This window comes from uncultured Tenacibaculum sp. (genome assembly GCF_947502995.1).
Lineage (GTDB): Bacteria > Bacteroidota > Bacteroidia > Flavobacteriales > Flavobacteriaceae > Polaribacter.
Genome location: NZ_CANNBW010000001.1, coordinates 256,356 through 277,137 on the forward strand (window position 1 = coordinate 256,356; position 20,782 = coordinate 277,137).

Here is a 20,782-nt window from a genome sequence, read left to right on the forward strand (position 1 = left end):
TTACAGGAATTGTTAAAGTGGAAAAATCAACAAAACAATTGTATGTGTTGTAATTTGTTATTTTTTTCAACAAGGTGTTATAAAAACTATTTTTGCCTAAAAATTTTAAACATGAGTTTTACTATTCGTAAAGGAAAAAAAGAAGACGTTCAAGCAATTCATAATTTAATTGTTGAGTTAGCTGTTTTTGAAAAAGAACCAGATGCGGTAGAAATTACTGTTGAAGATTTAATAAAAGATGGTTTTTCAGAGAATCCAAGATTTAACACTTTTGTTGCTGAAGAAACTAATGGTGCTATTATAGGTATGGCATTATTTTACGAAAGATATTCTACATGGAAAGGTAAAGCAATTCATTTAGAAGATTTAATGGTAACAGCATCTAAAAGAGGAATTGGAGCTGGAAAAGAATTGTATAAGTCAATTATGAAATATGCCTCAGATAATGGGTATAAACGCGTAGCTTGGGAAGTATTAGATTGGAATACAAATGCAATTGATTTTTATGAAAAAAGTGGAGCAAAAGTTTTAAGAGATTGGGACGTTGCTCAAATGAATGAACAAAATTTAGAAAGATTTATAAATGAGAATTTTTAAGTTTGGAGGAGCATCAGTAAAAAGTCCTGATGCAGTGAAGAATGTTGTACGTGTATTACAACATGAAGGAACAGAAAATACTTTAGTGGTAATTTCTGCAATGGGAAAAATGACAAATGCCTTTGAGCGTTTAATTAAAGCATATACAGAAAGTACAGATGATGTAAAGCCTGCACTGGAAGCCATAAAAGATTTTCATACTGAAATGTTAGATGGTCTTTTCGATAAAGGTGACGAAGTGTATACTAAAGTAATGTACTTATTTGGTGAATTAGCTGGTAGAATGGCTATTAATACGTCTGAAGATTATAATTATATATACGATCAAATTGTTGGTTTTGGAGAAATATTATCAACAACAATAGTAAGTGCTTATTTAACAAAAATTGGTGTGGAAAATCAATGGTTAGATGTTCGCGAGTATATAAAAACAGATAATAATTATAGAGATGCTAAGGTGAATTGGGAACTTACAGAAACTATAATAAAAGATAAAGTAGATACTACAAAATTAAATATCACTCAAGGTTTCTTAGGAAATGATGGAGAATATACAACAACTTTAGGTAGAGAAGGTTCAGATTATACAGCAGGTATTTTTGCATATTGTTTAGAAGCAGACAGCGTAACTATATGGAAAGATGTACCAGGAGTTTTAAATGCAGATCCGAGAGTTTTTAGTGAGACAGAACTTTTAAGAAAAATCTCTTATACTGAGGCTATTGAGATGGCATTTTACGGAGCTTCTGTAATACACCCGAAAACAATTCAACCGTTAGAACAAAAACAAATTCCGTTATATGTTCGTTCTTTCGATGATTTAGATAGAGAAGGAACAACAGTTTTAAAAACAGAAGGAATAACTCCTGAAGTTCCTTGTTATATTGTAAAGAAGAATCAAATATTAGTTTCTATTTCTGCTAAAGATTTTTCATTTATGGTAGAAGATAATATTAGTGATGTCTTTAAAAAGCTACACGATTGTAAGTTAAAAGTAAATTTAATTCAGAATTCTGCGATAAGCTTTTCAGTTTGTATTGAAGACAAGTTTAATATGTTTGATGCTTTTTATGATGAATTAAAATCTTTCTATACAATTAAATCCTATCGAGATGTTACGTTATATACGATACGACATTTTGATGATGAAGCAATTAATAGTATTAGAGCAAAAGGAAAAGCAATTATAAGACAAATTAATACAGAAACAGCGCAGTTAGTAATTCAAGAAAAAGCATAACCAAAGTATTTTTCTCCTATATTTGCCACTTACGATAACATCAAACTTAATATGGGTTTAGTTACATCTAAAGAAGTCGCAAAAGCAATAAAAGTTGATAAACTAGGTTTTGTAGGTACGTTTATTGGCTGGTTATTAATGAAAGTTTTGCGCATATCAACCGCAAATAAAGTATATAATAAACATAAACATTTAAATGATCTTCCATTTTTAAAAGGATTATTAGATGAATTTCAAATAGAGTTTGAAATACCAGAAGATGATTTTAAACGTATTCCTAAAGAAGGACCGTTTATTACAATCTCTAATCATCCTTTAGGAGGTATCGATGGAATTTTATTGTTACGTTTATTAGTAGAACACAGGCCAGATTATAAAATTATTGCTAACTTCTTGTTACATAGGATAGATCCATTAAAGCCTTATGTAATGCCAGTAAATCCTTTTGAAGATCATAAGGATGCTAAATCTAGTGTTGCTGGTATTAAAAATGCCCTATTACATTTACGAGAAGGTAAACCTTTAGGTATATTTCCAGCTGGTGAAGTTTCAACTTACAAAGAAGGTAAGTTAATGGTAGATAAAGAATGGGAACAAGGAGCAGTTAAGTTAATTAAGAAAGCTAAAGTTCCTGTAATTCCTATTTATTTCCACGCTAAAAACAGTCGCTTATTTTACTTCTTATCTAAAATTAGTGATACGTTAAGAACAGCTAAACTTCCATCTGAATTATTATCACAAAAAAAGAGAGTAATTAAGGTAAGAATTGGTAAGCCTATTTCTGTTAAAGATCAGGATACTTATAAAGAAATACCAGCTTTCTATGAGTTTTTAAGAAAGAAAACTTACATGTTAGCAAATCCTTTTGAAACAAATCAAAGGTTAATTTCTACACAAAAACTAAAACTTCCGAAGAAAGCAAAGAAGATTAGTAATCAAAGAAATCCAGAGTTATTCGTAAAAGAAGTCGATAGTTTAAGAGATCATGGTAAACGTTTATTAATTAGTAAAAATTACGAAGTGTTTTTTACTGATACAAAAGAGATACCTAATATTTTACATGAGATAGGACGTTTACGCGAAATTACATTTAGAGAAGTAGGAGAAGGAACAAATAATCCGTTAGATTTAGATAAGTTCGATAAATATTATCACCATTTATTATTGTGGGATAACACTGCAAAAAAAGTTGTTGGAGCTTACAGAATGGGATTAGGAAAAGATATTTATAAGCGTTACGGTATAAATGGTTTTTATATTCAAACATTATTTAAAATAGAGCCAGAGTTGCATCCAATGATGGAAAATACCATCGAAATGGGTAGAGCTTTTATTACAAAAGAATATCAACAAAGACCAATGCCATTATTTTTACTTTGGAAAGGAATTGTTCACGTAACTTTACGTTATCCTAAGTACAAGTATTTAATGGGAGGAGTAAGTATTAGTAATCAGTTTTCAGATTTTTCTAAATCATTAATGATTGAATTCATGAAATCTCACTATTACGATCCATATGTGGCTCAATATATTCATCCGAAAAAAGAGTTTAAAGTAAAACTAAAGGATGGAGATAAAGATTTTGTTTTTGATGCAACACAATCAGACATGAATAAGTTTGATAAAATTATAGATGAAGTTGAACCAGGAGCATTAAGAATTCCTGTTTTAATTAAAAAATACATCAAACAAAATGCTCGATTAGTTGCATTTAATGTAGATCCTAAATTTAATAATGCTATTGATGGATTGATGTATATTAAAGTTGCAGATTTACCAGAAAGTACTGTAAAACCTGTTCTAGAGGAATTTCAAGCTGAGTTAGAACGTAAAGCTCTAGAAAATTTAAATAAATAAATTGAAGGTATTTTTTACCTTTAATTTATTGTCGTAATTACAGCTAATAGTAACATTTTATCATTGTTAGGAACGTAATGTAAATAAGAACCTTCAAATATGAAGTTACGTTCAAACTATAAAAATGATGAAAAAATTAAGTGCTATTGCTGTAAATGAAGACGATGATTTAAAAAGTACCTTAACGCCTTCTTCAAGTTTCACTTTAAATGAAGTTAAGTTAGATTTCGGGGTATTTAACTCTTCAGTAAAAATTAATCTAAATGATTTTTTAGAACAAGTCTTGTCTAAATGTGGTTTTTCTTCACTTTCAAGCGTGAGAAAAAACAATACAATAGATAAACTTTTTATTCACGTAAATGAATCGTATGTGAGTATACGAGTAAATAATATTGCAAAATGTGAAGCCAGTGGAAACTATACAATTTTTTATACTAATGATAAAAAAGAGTATATCGTTTCTAAATCTTTAAAATATTATGAAGAATTATTAAGAGATCAAGGATTCTTTAGAGTTAATAGATCAATACTGGTAAATATGAGATCAGTGAAAAAAGTGTATAAAAAAGAAGCTGTTATTTTAGATAATAATGAGAGAATAATAGTGTCTGCCAGAAATAAAACTAAGTTAATGAGTTTTATTAATAAGTACGCTTAAACTCTAAATAAGAAGCTTTATCCTGTGTATACTTACGCTTATCATAAGTTATGTTCTAAAGAGTTGTTTTTCAGGTAAGTTTAAGTGAATTTTTAAAATATAATTATAATGAGAAAAACAATTTTAAATTTAGGGAAAGTACTAGAAAAGCAAGAGCAAAGAAAAGTTAATGGAGGTGTTTTAACTCAAAATTGTCCATCAGGTGGAAGAGCTTTAATCGCCTGTATTGGCGGGAGTTTAAAAGGATTTTGTGCAGGAGGTGTTGTATTAAGTTTAGGACCTTGCCAATAACATAAGTCTTCACTTTACATAAGATGTAAATGTCACTCTAAAAAAGAGTGGCATTTTTTATTTATATAATATTTGGTAAAAGCTTCCGTTAAAGTAACAACCAATTTAAATTTTAATAATGAGAAAAGCTATAATCCTCCTAAGTGTTTCTACATTAGCATTTACATCATGCGTTTCTAAGAAGAAATATGTAGAATTACAAAAACAGTATGAAGATACTAAAGGAAATCTTCAAAAAACTGCTTTCGAGAAGAAAGAGCTAGAAGCAAAATTTGCAAAAATTGAAAAGCGAGTTGATAATTATAATGAAAAAATCAATTCACTGAAGAACTATAACTCTTCATTAAAAGAAGAGAATAATGTAAAATTAGATATGGTGGGTAAAACTGCTGTAATGTCTAATTCTATGAAAAAGAAAATGAGAGAAACTTTAGCTAAAGTAGATCCTGCAGAGTTAGCAAATGCTAAAACATTAAAAGATTCTATGGATGTGGCTATCGCATATAACTTAAAGAAATCAATTAATACTTCTGAATTAGAAAATTCTGAAGATATTAATGTTGATATTGATCAAACAGTTGTTATGATTTCTGTTTCTGATGAATTATTATTCAATACAGCAAGTTATAGAGTAAAGAAAAAAGCATATAAACTTATTGAACAGTTAGCAAATGTAATTAACTCAGAGCCAAGTATGGACGTTATGATTGAAGGACATACAGACTCTAGATCAATCAACAATGCAGTGATTCAAGATAACTGGGATTTAAGTGTGAAAAGAGCGACTTCTATAGTTCGTTTACTAGAGAAAAAATATAATGTAGATTCAAATAGGCTAATTGCTGCTGGAAGAGGAAGTTCAGTGCCTTTAGTAGATAATTCTACAGCTAAGAATAGAGCAAGAAACCGTAGAACAAGAATTGTTATTTTACCGAATTTAGATAAATTCTTCGGATTGTTAGCTCAAGAAGAAACAATTACTCCTTAGTAGTAATTCAACTTGGATAATCCCTAGACTTTGTAAAAACTAATCCTTGTAAAAGGATTAGTTTTTTTGTTTTTATTACTTTTTTCCAAATAATCTTTGGAATAGATTTTTTGCTTTACCTTTTACTTCTCTTAATTCTTCAACAGCATCTTCTGCTAAATCCGCAGCTTTTTCTGCAGCGTCATCTAAAGCCTCTTTAGCATCGCCAGCTAATTCATTAGCTTTTGCTTTCATTTTTTGTACTTCTTCACTTGCTAGCATTTCATTCACTTTTTCTTTTGCCCCATCAAGAGCTTCTTTAGCATCGTCGGCTAAATCAGCAAGTTTTTCACTAGCATCACCAGCAAACTCAGAAATTTTTTCTTCAGCAACCTTTGCATATTCACCAGCTTTTTCTGCAGCATCATTAAAAGCTTCTTTGGCTTCCCCAGCTAATTCTGTTGCCTTATCTGCTGCTTTATTAAATGCTTCTTTAGCAGATTCTTTGGTTTCGTTGGTTGTTTCTTCAGTAGTGTTTTCAATGTTTTCTGTTGCTTCGTTTGCTTGATCTTCTAAATTCTTATTCTCTTCAGACATTTTTATTGATTTAAAGTGAGTTACTTCTCAAATTTAAAAAAAATAAAAAGAAAACCCAGCAAAATTATGTTGCTGGGTTTTTTGATCAGCTATGTAACTAATCGAACTATCAAAACAAATCTTTCTGATTGTTCTTTTGATTTCTTTCGATAAAAGCAATGTCTCTTGTGTTTTTTTGAACGGCAATTGCAGCATAAATACTTAACATAAATGATATTGCGTAAAACCCTTTTTCACTTAATTCTAATTCGGCATTCCATAGTCCTATAATTAAAAGAAGTATAGAGATAATTGTAGTTGCCCAACTTATACTGTAATACATGTTGGTTACTTCTATTCCTTCTAGTTTATCTCTCACAGCTTTCTGAACGGAGATTACAGAGAATAGTCCGAATAACAAAATAGTAAAGTAGTATCCTTTTTCATTTAATAACATATCGGCATTCCATAAACCGATACAAAAAGCAATTGTTCCCACAAATAAAGATGCCCAAGATGCACCTACAAAAGCACTTGTTGGCTTTTGATCGTAAATTTTAATTTCTTTTCCTTTTTCTTTTTTGTTTGTAGCGTCTTTGTTTGTAATTGTTGTTTGATAATCCATAATAATTTATTTTAAATAATTACACTACAAAGATGAGAAGTGATCAAGAAGTATAGAAAACTAAATTTCATTAAAACTGATGATATATAAATTTTAATTATTTAATTAATTCTTATATTTATTGAATTTTTATATTTAAAACTGACGATTAAAAATGAGTTTAAATGCAATTATTTCTTCGTTTTCTACAGAAGATTCTACGCGGTTTATTAGTTTTCTAAGTAAAAAAAATAAAAGAACTGATGTGAAAAATATTCAGCTTTTTAAGTTGATATATGCAAATGAACTGTCATCAGAAGAAATGTGTGAAGTATTATATTCTGGCGGTAAAAAAGATGCGTATCATGCACTTAGAAAACGATTGTATGAAGCTTTAATAGAGTATTTAGCAGCTTTAAATTTAGAAGAAGAGAATTCAGAGAAAGTAGCCGTAATAAAATACATTTTAGTTTCACGTTCTTTTTTACAACAGCAACAATATGCTTTAGGATTTAAATTATTACAAAAGGCAACTAAAATTGCTGAAGAATATCAATTATATCCTTATCTGAATGAAATTTATCATTTAAGAATTCAATTTTCACATGAGAATGAAAAAGAAAATTTAAATGAGTTAATTGAAGTATTTAGAAGAAATAAAAAACAAGCAGAGTTAGAAGAAGAACTCAATATTGTATATGCAAAAGTAAGAGCAATCTTACATCAGATTTCTGCAAAAGGAGAGGTAGTTGATTTTCAAAAAATTGTTTTAAAAATTTTACATGATCAAAATATAGATATTAATAAAACACTTTCTTTTAAATCGCTTTATCAATTATTAACTATAGCCAGTATTTCTGCATTTATAACTAAAGATTATTTAGAAGTAGAGTCTTTTATGTTGGATATGTATGCGTTTTTAAAAGAGAAACCAAATAAAGAAAAAGAGCGTTTTTATCATATTCATGTATTGTATATGATTGCAAATACTTTGTTTAGAACCAAACAGTTTGAAAAGTCTTTAAGTTTTTTGCAGCTTATGGATGCTGAAATTTTAAAGAATAAACGAAAGTATGAACGTACATTCAGATTAAAATATGAGTTATTGTATACGCTGAATTTGAATTATATGAATAATCAAAATGAGGCTGTTGAAAGATTAGAGTTTATTTTGAAAAAGAAACATTCAGATGTTGTTGGAGCATTGGACCTTCATTTAAGTTTGGTGGTATTTTATTTTCAGAAAGGAGCAATAAAAGAGTCGTACAAGTTATTATCTAAATTATATCATACAGACAAATGGTATTTGGAAAAAGTTGGGAAAGAATGGGTGATTAAAAAGAGTTTAATTGAAATATTGTTGCTTGTTGAGTTGGATAATTTTGATGTTTTTGAAAATCGATTGTCAAGATTTAAAAGACAGTACGGAACGTATATAAAGGAAGTAGGTCAGGAGCGTGTATTGATTTTCTTGAAATATGTAGCGCTTTATTATGATAACCCGAAAGAGATTACTTCAGACAAATTCTTTCAAACTGTAGAAAACTCTTTTGAGTGGATTGGAGCCAAACAAGAAGATATCTTTGTGATGAGTTTTTATGCATGGTTAAAAAGTAAAATGGTAAATAAACCAATTTTCGAAGTTACTTTAGATTTAATAGCTCAGGCTCAAGAATTATAAAAAAGCTTCGTCAATTGGTTCCCAAAGTTCAATTTTATTGCCGTCTAAATCAACAATCCAAGCAAATTTACCATAGCTATATTCTTCAATTTCTCCAAGAATAGTTACACCTTCATTTTTGAGTTGTTCCAATAAATCTTCTAAATATTCAACTCTGTAATTGATCATGAATCCTTTTTTTGAAGGTAGAAAATGATCGGTATCTTTTTTAAACGGACTCCATTGTGTCGATGCTTTATTTCCATCATTATCTTTCCACCAAAATGTACATCCCCAATCATCAGTATTAAAACCTAAATGTTTCTTATACCATTCTTTAGTTGAATTTACATCTTCAGTTTTAAAAAATACGCCACCAATTCCTGTTACTTTACCTTTTTTCATCTCTTTACATTTTTTTCATATGTTGAAATCCAATCTTCAACTGTTATTTTACTACATAATTCTCCAATTAATTCATACGGAATATCATCTAGCTTTTTAAAGCGAACACAACTTTTACCCATATCGAGTTTTCGTTTACAATGCTTCGGGTATTCACTTACAAACCAATCATGTATTTCTGGATTGGCATAAATTCCACTATGATATAAATTCACAGAGTTTTTCTGAGAAGCGATATTCATAAAAGGCAAAGGTGATTTTGGATCACAATGATAACCATCTGGATATATTGAATGCGGTACATAATATCCGATCATATTGTAATTAATACCTTCTTCAAAACCTTCAGGAAGATGTTTTTTAATTACGTCTCGTAATTGCTGAACAACAGATTGACGATCTTCCGGAAGTTGATCTATATATTCTTGTGGAGTATTCGCTTCGTATTTCATTTTAAATAAAAATTGGAATTATACTGAAACTAATATACAAAAAGAGAAAATAGTATTGCAATTAGTTAATCCAGCAACCGTCCCAAGGAGTATTACTTAAAGGAATGTCAAAATCTTCATCGTTTAATGTATTTCCAGAAGCTGTTCCAGAAACTTGTAAAAAACGATACGCCCAACATCTGTTTTCGTGAGTTACTTTATTGTTGGTTAATATAAGATTAGTCATTTCTTTAAAAGCTAAATGTCCGTGATTCATTAAATTGTTTTTAATAACTAAATCAGCTCCTTTGTACATATACATTCCGCAGTTATTAAGAATATTATTTTCAATAAAAGTTGTAGCCGGATTGGTTTTAGGATTATCGTTAGAATACATAATAATTCCGTTCCAGTTATTTACAGAAACAGTTCGCATGGTAATGTTATTATTTGTTACAACCATGTCAGCATTTTTCCAGTACACTAATGGTCCGTCTATATATTGACTGTCTTCTCCTTGAGTAAGAATATTATTATCAATTTTTACATTTTTTCCATCTGTATTTACAATATCTCCACCTCTGTTATTATGGAAGTAATTCTTTTTGATCGTAATATCTTCATTTAATCGCCCAGCACCTTCTAAGTCAACTCCGAATTGAGGAGAAGTTCCGTTGGTGTGATGTATTTCATTGTCTTCTATTAGAATATTTTTTCCTCCAACAATAGAAACACCTTGTCTTCTGTTGTTTGTAAAATGATTTCTTTTAATATGGATGTTTTGTAATTCTTGAGGTTCGTTTCTTGGACTTCCTACTAGTAAAATTCCATCTCCATTTGCTTTACCAAGAGTGGTGTTTTGTACAGTAATGTTTTTACTGTTTCCTTCAATACAAATTAAATGTCCTTCATCGTGAACTTGACTACCATCCGATGCTCTTGGTGTATATGTATGATTGTCACGATCACCAAGAATGGTTCCACCAGAAATAACAACATTAGTTTTGTTACGAACTGCAATTGCACAATAATTCCATTTATTGTTTGGTGCCATTTCTATAATCGCATCTTTATCTAATAAAAAAGCAGTATTACTGTGTAATTCAATACCAGCTTGATAAATATCGTTTCCGTATTTTCCGATTAAATAATGTCCTTTAGGTAATTTTATAATTCCATAACCTTCATTTGTAGCCCAATCAATAGCTTCTTGAAGATTATCTGTAGTTTCTACAGCATTAGATCTGTTGTTTTTAATATTCCATCGTTCCAATTCAATAATATAAGTATTGTTGGAAATATCAGTATAAGGAACGGTACTAATTGGATCCATAGTTCCATTAAACGGATTCGGATTATTTGGATCGGAAGGAGATAATTCTGTTATAGTTTCAACATCAATTGATGGCTCTTTTGAGCAAGAAAAAGTAATGGTTAAAATCGATAAAGTGAGGATTAGTTTTTTCATTTTCAGTTTTTATTAAAGCTAATTTAAAAAGGTCGTTATTAAAACGACCTTTTTTTAGTATTATTTTTTAATGATTTGAGCTTTATATCTTTCAGATACAGAAATAAAGTATAAACCTTTAGCTAGTGTTTTAGTGTTTAAAATAGTTGTATTGCTATTTGCTTTTTTCTGAAGTAGTTCTTTTCCGTTTACATCATACAATCGTATAATATCGTTTTTAAGAATTCCATTCACTGTAATTTTATCAGTTGTTGGGTTTGGATAAATCTTAATTTTAGAATTTTCTTCAGTGATAGTAATAGTTCCTGATGCATTTCTGTTTGATGTAGTAGGTGAAATTTTCCACTTCTGATTATTATTTGTTGTACTGTGACCCCAAATTTGAACATTTGCATTTATAGCTCCAGCAGCAATATCTAAAGCAGAGTTTAAACAATGATTAGGTTTTAAACTGTACGAATTGTTTGTGTTTTTAACGACAGTCCATTTTTGATGATCTAAAGAAGCTTGATTGGTTGTACTCACATCTTTTCCATTAAAACATCCGTTGTTAGAAACTTCTAAATATCGATTATTTCCAGTGTTTTTTATTGTGTATATGTTGTTTTCAAGATGCTTAAATTCCCATTTTTGATCGTTCCAATTTCCAGGATCGTGCATACGAGCACTATAATTTTCAGCACCTCTAGATAATAATCTCTGATTAGAAATTGTAGAAGTTAAAAAATAAGTTCCGTTAGCAATAAGTTGTGCTGGCAAAACAGTTACATTGTTAATCTGCTTTCTGTCTAAAGCTTCTCTCCAAGTTGTTCCTACAGGTCTAATGTGAGTTTTATAAATGTAACCATTTCCTGATGTTGGAGCTCCTGGTAAAGTTATAGTGATGTTTGTTGTGCCTTTTCCTTTAGCTACAGTTTTCTTTTCACTACCTAACCATTTAGTTGCTGACCAAAATTCTACAACAACATCTCTTGAAGCGTTTGCTTCGTAATTAATATTGAAAGTGTAGTTTTTCTGAGAAGTAACATTTGTCTGAGGATTCTTAAAGCTAACTTTATCAGTAATTGGACTATTATCATCAACAAGTTCGTAAGATCTTACCCAGTCATAATAAGTAGTTCTTTCAGATAAAGGTCTGTTCATTCCGTCACTTCCAGGTTTAGCAGGATTCCAATCGTATGTTTCAACAACAAAACGTAAAAACATGTTCAAATTAAAATCTGAAGGTAAATTTACTGTACCAACATCTTTTCCATCTAAATAGAAAGTAGCTTGATCTTTGTTTCTATACCAAACTCCATAAGTATGGTAATCTTTCCAAGAAGGAGCACCGATTTTAGCTTTGTTTCCTTTGGTTCCTCTGGTATAATTACATCCTGCAGGCCACGGACAATTACTTGTTTGTCCACCCGGAGGATTCGGACACCAAGGTTGTCTACTGTGCGAGTTTGAGTTCATAGTGTTTGGGAAACTTCCATTCGGATTTCTAGTGTCAATTCCAACAACTTCAACAACGTCAAGTTCTGTAACTCTTCTGTCACAAGTGCTTGTTGCAGAATTTGATTCATTAATTAACCAAAATGTTGAAGACATAAAAGTTTTGTTAGCTTTCATACGAGTTTCGTAGTAGCCATACGGAGCTTTATTTACACTTCGAACAGCTGCACCTTCATGTGTCCATCCAGAAAAAGGATTAGCTTTTGTTTTGGCAACCAATTTTAGATTTCCATCAGAAACAGAAACGTTGGCTGTTTCAAATCGAGCTGGTCTTCGTCCTTCCCAACCAGGAATATTTTTTGCCCACTTATTGGTGTTAAATCCATTATTGAATTCGTCTGATAAAGATTCGATTTTTTTCCATTTTTTTCCTGTAGGAGGAGCGGGTTGTGCATAAGCATTATAGCTCAGCAAAGCTATTGCTGTAGCTAAAATAAATTTAGGGGTTTTCATTTTAATAAATTGAGGTTTAAAATTTGATATATTGGTATACGAAGTCTGAAGCTAATTATTGTTTAGCTTTAGTAAATAATTAAGAATTAATAACCTAGGTTAATAATTGCGTTAATTTAGGGGATCCATAAGAATAGCAGTTTTGTAAGTAAAACTACTTTTTGTTATTTGTGAAAATAACTGTATATCAATATATTGAAAAGTGAAGTTTAAGAATGATACTTTTTTATCTTATCTACAATAGTTTGTGCCAATTTTATCTTGCTTTCAACAGTCCAACCTGCAACATGTGGTGATAGCAATACTTTGTCGGAATCTATTAAATCTTGAAAAGCTTCTGGTATTTCACTTTCAGTAAAAAGATTTTCAAAAGACTTTTTTTCGTATTCTAAAACATCTAAACCTGCACCCAAAATTTTACCACTTTCTAAAGCGGAAACTAAATCTTTGGTAACTACAGATTTTCCTCTTGCTGTATTAATTAACCAGAACGGTTTTTTAAAGTTATTAATGAACTCTTTATTAACCATATTGATGGTCAATTCTGTTTGGGGCGTATGTAAACTCAATACATCAGCCTTTTCTTGAAGTTCTTGTAAAGAAACTTGTTTGCAATTTTCATTACCAACTCCATCTTTAATATCGTAACAAAGTACCTCAACATCAAAACCACGAAGTTTTTTAGCAAAAGCATTTCCCATGTTACCGTAACCAATAAGCCCAACTGTTTTCCCGTCGAGTTCTATTCCTCTATTTTCCTCACGAAGCCATTTTCCTGAGCGTACTTCTTGATCGGCTTTGTTTAGTTTATTGAATAAAGATAAAAGCATTCCTAATGCATGTTCTCCTACTGCGTTTCGATTTCCTTCAGGAGCAGAAATAAGTTGAATACCTTTTGAAATGGCATAATCACAGTCAATATTTTCCAATCCAGCTCCAACACGACCAATGAATTTTAGGTTTGTTGCTTTATCTAAGAATTGTTTGTCAATAGTAAATCGACTTCGAATTATAAAACCATCATAATTATGAATTTTAGCTTCGATTTCTTCTTTAGAAGAAGTATAATCTTCATGATTTTCGTAACCTAATTCGATTAATTGTTGAATCATTAAATCGTGATTGGTATCTAAATGGAGTATTTTCATTGATTAGCAGCGAATTTTACAACTATTGCTTTTTGTGTACTAGAATAGATTATTTGACTTGAACTTTTAGGATTTTTCTTGCTCAAAATGTATAAATCCATGAAGCTAAAATTAAGGTTGTCAATTTCTTTTATCTCTTTAAATTCTATTATCTTTCCTAGTTTTAAATTAGATAATTGAGCTATCATAGATGCTTTTTTAGTAGCTTTTTCTATTAGTTTTTTAAATAATCTTTTTTCTATTTCGGTTTCTGAATCTGATTGAAAAAAGGCTTCTCTAAAACTAATATTTACGTAGTCAAATTTTTCAAAATCCTTTTTAACTTTAGTTATTTCAGTTTTATTCTTTAAAGTGATAATAAAAGATTTTGTTTGAAATAAAGGATTGTTATTGACGAGATACCCATTTTCAGGTAACCTATAATTATAATTTTCTTTTTTTAGAAACTGTTCTATTTCTTTTACCTGTTGTTTAGTTTTCTCTTTGATTTTTTTTCTAGTTTCAGCAATGTTGTTTTCATTGTTGTCATAAATATAATCCTGATTTTGTGGTATCTCTATTGAATATTCAAGTTTAGAGGCTTTTAATTTTATAGTGTCTCTAACTTCTACTTCTATAAATCCTGTCTGACAAAAAATATAGATGTTGGATAGCAACAAGTAAACGACTAAAACAATTCTTTTTCTTTTCATAGCATTAAATTAATATTGTTCATTTTCATTAGGAAAATCTACACTTTTTACATCACTAATATATTGTTTAAAAGCATTGGTCATTTCCGTGTGTAGATCTAAATATCTACGTAAAAAACGAGGGTTAAACTCATGAGTCATTCCTAACATATCGTGCATTACTAAAACTTGTCCGTCTACACCACTACCAGCACCAATTCCGATTACAGGAATAGTTAAGCTTTCAGCAACTTCTTGAGCTAATTTTGCAGGAACTTTTTCTAAAACTAAAGCGAAACAACCTAATTCTTCTAATAATTTAGCATCTTCTTTTAGTTTTTGAGCTTCAGCTTCTTCTTTAGCTCTTACAGTATATGTTCCGAATTTATAAATTGACTGTGGAGTTAAACCTAAGTGACCCATTACAGGAATTCCAGCAGTTAATATTCTAGATATTGATTGTTCTATTTCTGCACCACCTTCAAGTTTTACAGCATGACCACCGGTTTCTTTCATAATACGAATGGCAGAATCTAAAGCTTGTTTAGAGTTTCCTTGGTAAGTACCAAAAGGTAAGTCAACAACTACTAAGCAACGATCTATAGCTCTAATAACAGAACTTGCATGGTAAATCATTTGATCTAAAGTAATAGGTAATGTAGTTTCATGACCTGCCATAACGTTAGAGGCAGAATCTCCAACTAAAATAACGTCAATTCCAGCACCATCAACTATTTTGGCCATAGTATAATCGTAAGCAGTAAGCATTGAAATTTTTTCATTGTTGTTTTTCATTTCGATCAACGACTTTACCGTGACTCTCTTGTATTGTTTTTTAGCTACAGACATGTGTAATTTGTTATAATAATTAGGTAAAAATATACAAAATACCGCAAACTCGTTAATATTGTGTTAATTTGATTTTGATACTTTCTTTTTTGTTAGTTTTACATAAATTAATTCCATGCGTAAGTTTTCTCTTATTGTTTTTTTTATTTTTAATTTCATTGTTATGAACTCCCAAGAATCTACTGAAAAACAAGAAATTAAAAAAGTTGTCAATTTGTTTTTTGATGGTTTACATAAAGGAGATTCTTCTTTAGTAAGTAAAACATTACATGAAAGCATTAAAGTTCAAACTACGTATACGAATAAAGAAGGAAAAAAGGTTTTAGTTACAGAATCGAAAGAAAAGTTACTAAAAGCAATAGCTTCTAAAAAGAAATCTGATGTTTACTTTGAAAAACTTCTATCCTTCACTATAAAAATTGATGGAAATTTAGCTTCGGTATGGACACCTTATGAGTTTTATTTAAACGATAAGTTTAGTCATTGTGGAGCAAATTCTTTTCAGTTATTTAATAATAATGGTTCTTGGGAAATTATATATTTGGTTGATATGAGGAGAAGAGAAAACTGTAGCCAAAATCTAGAGAAAAATTAATGTATATTTGACCCCGTGGATAAAGTGAGTAAAATGCATACCTTAAGTCCTGATAAATGGATAGATAACTATTCTGACTACTTGTATAATTATGCCGTAGTTAGGGTAAATAATAGTGATACAGCTAAAGACCTTGTACAAGAGACATTTTTTGCAGGATTACGTTCTGCTAAAAATTTTGAAGGAAAGTCGACAGAAAGAACGTGGTTAATTTCTATTCTTAAAAGGAAAATTATTGATTATTACAGAAAAATCAATTCGAAGAAAGGACAAGCTGAGGTAAGAATGAGTTTCTATGAAGATGGAGAGAATGAAGGGAATTGGATAGAAGAACGAGTACCACAATCTTGGAATAGTGAAGCTGAGAAGAATATAGAAAATGCAGAGCTTAAAAATCAAATAGATCTTTGTATTGATAGTCTGCCAGAAAAATATGCTATGGTTTTTAGAATGAAAACCATACAAGAGTTTGAAACTGAAGAAATTTGTAAGGAGTTAGATATTACTCCGTCCAATTTATGGGTAATAATCCATAGAGCTAGAACTCAACTGAGGAGTTGTATGGAGAAAAATTGGTTTAATAAATAAAAAGATGTTTAAATTTTTTAAAATTACATGTAAAGAAGCTAATGAGATTTGTAATAAATCTCAATACAATGAGTCTACTTTCATAGAAAGAATGAAGCTTCAGTTACACATCGCTTTTTGTCATAAATGTGCAAAATATACCAAACAAAATTTAAAACTAACGGATATTTTTAAAGCAAAAGCAATGGATTGCAAAAGTGAAGTTCACTGCATGACAGATAGCGATAAAGAGTTACTTAAAGAAAAATTAAAGGAGCAAATGTCTTCTTAAAGATTTCGGTTTTTAATAAAACCGTTTTTTTGATTTTTTGTTAGATTGAACGGAATTTACATCAGTGTGGATTCCGTTTTTTATACTTTATAAAACAACTAAAATGCATTTTTTACCTCAAAAAATAGATGATTATGTGGTTGAGCATTCAGAAAAAGAACCTCAATTACTTCAAGAGTTAAGTAAAGAAACTTGGCAAAAAATTTTAAACCCAAGAATGCTTAGTGGAGCTTTTCAAGGAAGAGTTTTAAGTATGATTTCTAAATTAATTAACCCAAAGAAAATCTTAGAAATAGGAACTTATACAGGATATTCTGCCTTATGTTTAGCTGAAGGATTGGCTGAGGATGGTGTATTGTATACAGTAGATAAAAATGAAGAGTTAGAAGAATTACAATACAAGTATTTTCAAAAATCTGAATTTAAAGATCAAATAAAACAATATGTAGGAAATGCAATTGAAATAATTCCTAGCATTGACGAGAAATTTGATTTGGTTTTTATTGATGCCGATAAATCTAATTATCCTAATTATTTCGAGCTGATCATAGATAAAATGAACAAAGGCGGAATAATTTTATCAGATAATGTTTTATGGAGTGGTAAAGTTGTAGAAGAACTTAATCCGAAAGATATAGATACTAAAATGTTGTTAGAATACAATAAGTTATTGGCTACAGATACTAGAGTAGAAACTGTTTTGTTACCAATTAGAGATGGATTAACAATTAGTAGAGTAAAGTAAAAATTACATGTTTCTTTTAATAGGACCAGTTAAATCATCGAGGTTATCTTTAACGTCGTTGATTTCTTTGTTTATATCTGAAACAATTTCTGTATCGATACCTTGTTTTTGAGCGCTTTCATTAATCTCACGCTTAATATCGTTAGTTGCATCTTTTACCTGACGAATACCTTTACCTAATCCTCTAGCAATTTCTGGGATTTTATCAGCACCAAAAACAACCACAACAAATAGCATGATTACAAAGATCTCAGGTCCGCCAATGAATAAAAAAGGTATTTCCATAGGTGCAAAGATAACTAATAAACTGTTTCCTATTTTTTAAATTCTAATGAGTTTTTTGTTAAAAACTAAAATCTGTAATGCATATAATAGCATCATTAGTAACAAATGGCATTGGAATCATTTCTTCAGACCTTGGTTTTAAGTTGAATTTTTTATGTTCTAGTAGATCATTAGATATCTCACTAATAGTAAAACTTGGTTTCTGATTTTTATTAAAAGAGATCTCAATAGTTAAATTTTCATCTGCATTAGCCATATGAAAAACCATTAAAGCTTGGTTTTTTAATTCGGTAGGTTGATCTATTATTACTCCAGAATTAGCTTTTAAATAATTTATAGATAGTTCTTTGTTGTTGTAAATTTCATATTTGCTAACTTTTCTCTTAGGATTCAATTGTAATTTCACATTACGACTATTACCAATAATTGTATCTGAAAGTATCTCGATTTTTGAAGTTGCTATAGCTTTAAATTCTGCTTTTTTATAATAACTAAACTTTGTGTTGTATTTACTTTTTGTTTCTGCATTAGGGATTCCTCCTTTTGTATAATCAGTGTCAAAAATTTGTTTGGTGTAATTATCTAAGGTTTTATTGTAAGTTCCCCAAAAAGCAGTTTTATCTTCAGAGTCTTGAATATAAACCAAACTATTAGGTCTTTTTTTATCTTTTGAAAATCCGCTATTAAAAGTTGCAAGTAAAAAGAATAGTATAGAAAGAAATCCAACTAAATATTGCCATAAATTTTTCTTTTTATGCTCTTGAAAAGCCGGAATTAATAAACCTAAAACTAAAACTGTAAAAACAGCAATTATAAATAGGTTTTTTAAACCTAATCCTACGGGAAACATTTTAATTAGTGGACTAAAAATATAAACTGTAGGTATAGATAAAATTGCAAATAATGTTGATTTAGGAGCTCTTTTCTTTCTGAAAATTAAAATTGCTAATCCAAATAAAGCAAAGTAAACAGGAATAATCATAAAAGCTGCTCCTTTTAAATACACATAAATCAAAATATTAATAATTATCCAGATAATAATGGGAGCAACTATAGAATCAAGCGGATTGTTGTTTTTAAATAGGTTGTAAACTTTAAAAACAATCCATAATGTTAAGCATGTAAAAGCAGCAATATATTGATAACCGTTATATGTAAAACCATGCAAAATATCTTGGTAGTGAGGATGTACAATTAGCAATAATTTCCATAAGCCAATTGATATGGCAATAGAAGAAACAAAAGCGATTAAAAAAGGTATAAAACCTTTAGTAATACCCTTTAAAGTAAGTCTTCTTTTTCGTATTCCAATACCTATAATCAGAATTAGTAAAACTATAGCGATTACTAGCATAGTAAAAATCCAGCTAAAAGGATATATTAATAATCCTAGAAAAGGAAAATTCACATATACATAATCTTCATTACTAGAAAAATCTGATAAATCTGCACTAGAAAAATAATTTAAATTGCTCATTAAATATTCTTTTTGATGAGCTAGTGAGTTTCTATCTAATCGTTCAAAAGTATCTTGTATAGTATGATAATCGTAGTGATCACCAATAAAAGCAAAGTTAAATCCATTGATATTTCCATCTTCTCTAAACACGGTTAAATCAGTGTCGTTAGGTAGCATTTTATAAACGCTGTACATGAGTGAATTTGCAGCAGGATGTTTTGGGTTAGCCTTTAAAAAACCTTTTAAAAGTTTACTGTTTTTTCCATTGGTTTCCATTAACATATAACTAGGACCACCACTTCCTCTAGCTTCAAAATTTAAAACTAATCCAATATTTTTAGCAAAAGGATGATGATTAACAAATGCTTTTGCTCCAAGTAAACCTAACTCTTCAGCGTCTGAAAAAATAACGATAATATCGTTTTTTGGTTTTTGGTTTTTTTCTAAGAAAGCACGAATTCCTTCAAGAATAGTAACAACTCCAGAACCAGCATCTGCAGCTCCAATAGAAGAATGAGGATTGCTATCATAATGACTTAATAAAACAAGTGATTTACCATTAGAACTACCTTTAACTTTTGCTATAATGTTTTCAATTGTAGTTCCAGTTTTCCACTTATTATTAAATATCGTTTTCGTTTGAATTTCTGGTTGTAAACCAATTTTTTTTAATTCATTAACTAAGTAATTTTGAACTTCTTTATGCGCTGTTCTACCAACATTATGAGGTTTTTGTGAAATAACTTTAAGATGTGTTAAAGCATTTTTCATAGAAAACTCAGTAAGATTGTTTTCGTTTTTCTTCGTAGAATAACTAGGAGACATATCAGAAAAACTCCAATAAATGGTAGTAATAATAATAAGTAGCGATAATAATTTGGTAGAAGTTCTCATGGTTAAGCTTTAATATTCCTAAAATAGAAAAATTATATAGAACAAGCTCATTTTTATAATTAGTTGGAAATCACTATATTTAATATCTTATAAATCAATTAATTATGGGGATAAAGAGTTTTCAAGGTAAACGAACAGCAGTGCTCAAGAAAGAAACTGAACCAATTTTAGTATCTGATTACATGACTAAAAACTTAATTACATTTTCAAAAAGTCAATCTTTAGAAGATGTGATAGCTACATTGGTTGCGAATAGAATTTCTGGTGGTCCTGTTGTAAATGAAAAGAACGAACTAATAGGAATAATTTCTGAAGGAGATTGTATTAAACATATTTCTGAAAGCAGATATTATAATTTGCCAGTAGATAAAGATAATACTGTTGAAAAGGCAATGGCTACGGAAGTAGAAACCATAGATGGAAATATGAATATTTTCGACGCAGCCAATCAGTTTTTAAATTCTAAAAGAAGACGATTTCCAATTTTAGAAAACGGAAAATTAGTAGGACAAATAAGTCAAAAAGATATATTAAAGGCGGCCTTAAAAATGAAAGGTAACTCTTGGAAATAAT

General features: G+C 29.7%; 23 protein-coding genes. 12 read left to right on the top strand and 11 right to left on the bottom strand.

Translation table 11 applies throughout. The features are described 5' to 3' along the window. Window positions 1-111 precede the first annotated feature (111 nt). The 6 genes from Q1A46_RS01125 to Q1A46_RS01150 all read left to right on the top strand — a co-directional run bounded on the left by Q1A46_RS01125 (window position 112) and on the right by Q1A46_RS01150 (window position 5,631). The gene (locus Q1A46_RS01125) at window positions 112-597 is read left to right on the top strand and encodes a GNAT family N-acetyltransferase (RefSeq protein WP_299673122.1); all 486 of its coding nucleotides are present in this window, start codon (window positions 112-114) and stop codon (window positions 595-597) included. After that, window positions 584-1,837 carry an aspartate kinase gene (locus Q1A46_RS01130; RefSeq protein ID WP_299673124.1) on the top strand — a complete coding sequence of 418 codons (1,254 nt, stop codon included), beginning with the start codon at window positions 584-586 and terminating at the stop codon, window positions 1,835-1,837. Before Q1A46_RS01125 ends, Q1A46_RS01130 begins: the two co-directional genes overlap by 14 nt. Window positions 1,838-1,888: 51 nt before the next feature. Further along, window positions 1,889-3,694, top strand: coding sequence for a lysophospholipid acyltransferase family protein (locus tag Q1A46_RS01135; protein WP_299673126.1), 1,806 nt, complete (start codon window positions 1,889-1,891; stop codon window positions 3,692-3,694). Between the two features lie 127 nt (window positions 3,695-3,821). Beyond that, a complete protein-coding gene (locus tag Q1A46_RS01140) occupies window positions 3,822-4,352 on the top strand; it encodes a LytTR family DNA-binding domain-containing protein (protein ID WP_299673128.1) in 531 nt (176 codons plus the stop codon). A gap of 108 nt (window positions 4,353-4,460) precedes the next feature. Further along, the gene (locus tag Q1A46_RS01145) at window positions 4,461-4,643 is read left to right on the top strand and encodes a hypothetical protein (RefSeq protein WP_299673130.1); all 183 of its coding nucleotides are present in this window, start codon (window positions 4,461-4,463) and stop codon (window positions 4,641-4,643) included. Between the two features lie 118 nt (window positions 4,644-4,761). Then, the gene (locus Q1A46_RS01150; protein WP_299673132.1) at window positions 4,762-5,631 is read left to right on the top strand and encodes an OmpA family protein; all 870 of its coding nucleotides are present in this window, start codon (window positions 4,762-4,764) and stop codon (window positions 5,629-5,631) included. A gap of 75 nt (window positions 5,632-5,706) precedes the next feature. Here Q1A46_RS01150 and Q1A46_RS01155 read toward each other — a convergent pair whose 3' ends face one another. Next, complete coding sequence (locus Q1A46_RS01155) at window positions 5,707-6,207, bottom strand: hypothetical protein (RefSeq protein WP_299673134.1); 501 nt, start codon at window positions 6,205-6,207, stop codon at window positions 5,707-5,709. A gap of 109 nt (window positions 6,208-6,316) precedes the next feature. After that, entirely contained in the window at window positions 6,317-6,811 is a 495-nt protein-coding gene (gene yiaA / locus Q1A46_RS01160) for an inner membrane protein YiaA (protein ID WP_299673136.1), read from the bottom strand. A 154-nt stretch (window positions 6,812-6,965) separates the two neighbouring features. Here yiaA and Q1A46_RS01165 point away from each other — a divergent pair, with 154 nt between their 5' ends. Continuing rightward, complete coding sequence (locus Q1A46_RS01165) at window positions 6,966-8,471, top strand: hypothetical protein (RefSeq protein ID WP_299673138.1); 1,506 nt, start codon at window positions 6,966-6,968, stop codon at window positions 8,469-8,471. Here Q1A46_RS01165 and Q1A46_RS01170 read toward each other — a convergent pair. The 7 genes from Q1A46_RS01170 to panB all read right to left on the bottom strand — a co-directional run bounded on the left by Q1A46_RS01170 (window position 8,466) and on the right by panB (window position 15,372). Further along, window positions 8,466-8,855 (bottom strand): VOC family protein, encoded by a 390-nt coding sequence (locus Q1A46_RS01170; protein WP_299617949.1) that lies wholly within the window; start codon window positions 8,853-8,855, stop codon window positions 8,466-8,468. The two genes, Q1A46_RS01165 and Q1A46_RS01170, sit on opposite strands and share 6 nt — an antisense overlap. Next, window positions 8,852-9,307 (bottom strand): DUF1801 domain-containing protein, encoded by a 456-nt coding sequence (locus tag Q1A46_RS01175; RefSeq protein ID WP_299673140.1) that lies wholly within the window; start codon window positions 9,305-9,307, stop codon window positions 8,852-8,854. The genes Q1A46_RS01170 and Q1A46_RS01175 overlap by 4 nt, the downstream gene beginning before the upstream one ends. A 61-nt stretch (window positions 9,308-9,368) precedes the next feature. Then, window positions 9,369-10,754, bottom strand: a complete 1,386-nt coding sequence (locus Q1A46_RS01180) for a right-handed parallel beta-helix repeat-containing protein (RefSeq protein ID WP_299673142.1) — start codon at window positions 10,752-10,754, stop codon at window positions 9,369-9,371. Window positions 10,755-10,814: 60 nt separating this feature from the next. After that, window positions 10,815-12,704: an RICIN domain-containing protein gene (locus Q1A46_RS01185; RefSeq protein WP_299673144.1), complete on the bottom strand. Its 1,890-nt coding sequence runs from the start codon at window positions 12,702-12,704 to the stop codon at window positions 10,815-10,817. A 209-nt stretch (window positions 12,705-12,913) separates the two neighbouring features. Then, entirely contained in the window at window positions 12,914-13,852 is a 939-nt protein-coding gene (locus Q1A46_RS01190; RefSeq protein WP_299673146.1) for a 2-hydroxyacid dehydrogenase, read from the bottom strand. Further along, on the bottom strand, window positions 13,849-14,544 hold the full coding sequence (locus tag Q1A46_RS01195; protein ID WP_299673148.1) for a hypothetical protein: 696 nt from the start codon (window positions 14,542-14,544) through the stop codon (window positions 13,849-13,851). The genes Q1A46_RS01190 and Q1A46_RS01195 overlap by 4 nt, the downstream gene beginning before the upstream one ends. 9 nt (window positions 14,545-14,553) lie before the next feature. Further along, on the bottom strand, window positions 14,554-15,372 hold the full coding sequence (gene panB / locus Q1A46_RS01200) for a 3-methyl-2-oxobutanoate hydroxymethyltransferase (RefSeq protein ID WP_095074588.1): 819 nt from the start codon (window positions 15,370-15,372) through the stop codon (window positions 14,554-14,556). A gap of 163 nt (window positions 15,373-15,535) precedes the next feature. Between panB and Q1A46_RS01205 the strand changes: the two genes are divergently transcribed. From Q1A46_RS01205 to Q1A46_RS01220, 4 genes are all read left to right on the top strand, one after another. Continuing rightward, on the top strand, window positions 15,536-15,967 hold the full coding sequence (locus Q1A46_RS01205) for a nuclear transport factor 2 family protein (protein WP_299673151.1): 432 nt from the start codon (window positions 15,536-15,538) through the stop codon (window positions 15,965-15,967). 33 nt (window positions 15,968-16,000) lie between these two features. Further along, window positions 16,001-16,555, top strand: a complete 555-nt coding sequence (locus Q1A46_RS01210) for a sigma-70 family RNA polymerase sigma factor (RefSeq protein WP_299673153.1) — start codon at window positions 16,001-16,003, stop codon at window positions 16,553-16,555. Between the two features lie 4 nt (window positions 16,556-16,559). Further along, window positions 16,560-16,826 carry a hypothetical protein gene (locus tag Q1A46_RS01215; RefSeq protein WP_299673155.1) on the top strand — a complete coding sequence of 89 codons (267 nt, stop codon included), beginning with the start codon at window positions 16,560-16,562 and terminating at the stop codon, window positions 16,824-16,826. Between the two features lie 103 nt (window positions 16,827-16,929). Then, entirely contained in the window at window positions 16,930-17,571 is a 642-nt protein-coding gene (locus Q1A46_RS01220; protein WP_299673157.1) for an O-methyltransferase, read from the top strand. Window positions 17,572-17,574: 3 nt separating this feature from the next. Here the strand turns inward: Q1A46_RS01220 and Q1A46_RS01225 are convergent, their stop codons facing one another. Beyond that, window positions 17,575-17,856, bottom strand: coding sequence for a twin-arginine translocase TatA/TatE family subunit (locus Q1A46_RS01225; RefSeq protein ID WP_299673159.1), 282 nt, complete (start codon window positions 17,854-17,856; stop codon window positions 17,575-17,577). A gap of 58 nt (window positions 17,857-17,914) precedes the next feature. Next, window positions 17,915-20,209: a M20/M25/M40 family metallo-hydrolase gene (locus tag Q1A46_RS01230; RefSeq protein WP_299673161.1), complete on the bottom strand. Its 2,295-nt coding sequence runs from the start codon at window positions 20,207-20,209 to the stop codon at window positions 17,915-17,917. Window positions 20,210-20,313: 104 nt separating this feature from the next. Here Q1A46_RS01230 and Q1A46_RS01235 point away from each other — a divergent pair, with 104 nt between their 5' ends. Then, on the top strand, window positions 20,314-20,781 hold the full coding sequence (locus tag Q1A46_RS01235) for a CBS domain-containing protein (protein ID WP_299673163.1): 468 nt from the start codon (window positions 20,314-20,316) through the stop codon (window positions 20,779-20,781). Window position 20,782: the final 1 nt, after the last annotated feature.

Bases quoted from the DNA above. Each gene is read 5' to 3' on its own strand.
- Q1A46_RS01125 (WP_299673122.1), top strand. From the start codon at position 112: ATGAGTTTTACTATTCGTAAAGGAAAAAAAGAAGACGTTCAAGCAATT.
- Q1A46_RS01130 (WP_299673124.1), top strand. From the start codon at position 584: ATGAGAATTTTTAAGTTTGGAGGAGCATCAGTAAAAAGTCCTGATGCA.
- Q1A46_RS01135 (WP_299673126.1), top strand. From the start codon at position 1,889: ATGGGTTTAGTTACATCTAAAGAAGTCGCAAAAGCAATAAAAGTTGAT.
- Q1A46_RS01140 (WP_299673128.1), top strand. From the start codon at position 3,822: ATGAAAAAATTAAGTGCTATTGCTGTAAATGAAGACGATGATTTAAAA.
- Q1A46_RS01145 (WP_299673130.1), top strand. From the start codon at position 4,461: ATGAGAAAAACAATTTTAAATTTAGGGAAAGTACTAGAAAAGCAAGAG.
- Q1A46_RS01150 (WP_299673132.1), top strand. From the start codon at position 4,762: ATGAGAAAAGCTATAATCCTCCTAAGTGTTTCTACATTAGCATTTACA.
- Q1A46_RS01155 (WP_299673134.1), bottom strand. From the start codon at position 6,207: ATGTCTGAAGAGAATAAGAATTTAGAAGATCAAGCAAACGAAGCAACA.
- yiaA (WP_299673136.1), bottom strand. From the start codon at position 6,811: ATGGATTATCAAACAACAATTACAAACAAAGACGCTACAAACAAAAAA.
- Q1A46_RS01165 (WP_299673138.1), top strand. From the start codon at position 6,966: ATGAGTTTAAATGCAATTATTTCTTCGTTTTCTACAGAAGATTCTACG.
- Q1A46_RS01170 (WP_299617949.1), bottom strand. From the start codon at position 8,855: ATGAAAAAAGGTAAAGTAACAGGAATTGGTGGCGTATTTTTTAAAACT.
- Q1A46_RS01175 (WP_299673140.1), bottom strand. From the start codon at position 9,307: ATGAAATACGAAGCGAATACTCCACAAGAATATATAGATCAACTTCCG.
- Q1A46_RS01180 (WP_299673142.1), bottom strand. From the start codon at position 10,754: ATGAAAAAACTAATCCTCACTTTATCGATTTTAACCATTACTTTTTCT.
- Q1A46_RS01185 (WP_299673144.1), bottom strand. From the start codon at position 12,704: ATGAAAACCCCTAAATTTATTTTAGCTACAGCAATAGCTTTGCTGAGC.
- Q1A46_RS01190 (WP_299673146.1), bottom strand. From the start codon at position 13,852: ATGAAAATACTCCATTTAGATACCAATCACGATTTAATGATTCAACAA.
- Q1A46_RS01195 (WP_299673148.1), bottom strand. From the start codon at position 14,544: ATGAAAAGAAAAAGAATTGTTTTAGTCGTTTACTTGTTGCTATCCAAC.
- panB (WP_095074588.1), bottom strand. From the start codon at position 15,372: ATGTCTGTAGCTAAAAAACAATACAAGAGAGTCACGGTAAAGTCGTTG.
- Q1A46_RS01205 (WP_299673151.1), top strand. From the start codon at position 15,536: ATGAACTCCCAAGAATCTACTGAAAAACAAGAAATTAAAAAAGTTGTC.
- Q1A46_RS01210 (WP_299673153.1), top strand. From the start codon at position 16,001: ATGCATACCTTAAGTCCTGATAAATGGATAGATAACTATTCTGACTAC.
- Q1A46_RS01215 (WP_299673155.1), top strand. From the start codon at position 16,560: ATGTTTAAATTTTTTAAAATTACATGTAAAGAAGCTAATGAGATTTGT.
- Q1A46_RS01220 (WP_299673157.1), top strand. From the start codon at position 16,930: ATGCATTTTTTACCTCAAAAAATAGATGATTATGTGGTTGAGCATTCA.
- Q1A46_RS01225 (WP_299673159.1), bottom strand. From the start codon at position 17,856: ATGGAAATACCTTTTTTATTCATTGGCGGACCTGAGATCTTTGTAATC.
- Q1A46_RS01230 (WP_299673161.1), bottom strand. From the start codon at position 20,209: ATGAGAACTTCTACCAAATTATTATCGCTACTTATTATTATTACTACC.
- Q1A46_RS01235 (WP_299673163.1), top strand. From the start codon at position 20,314: ATGGGGATAAAGAGTTTTCAAGGTAAACGAACAGCAGTGCTCAAGAAA.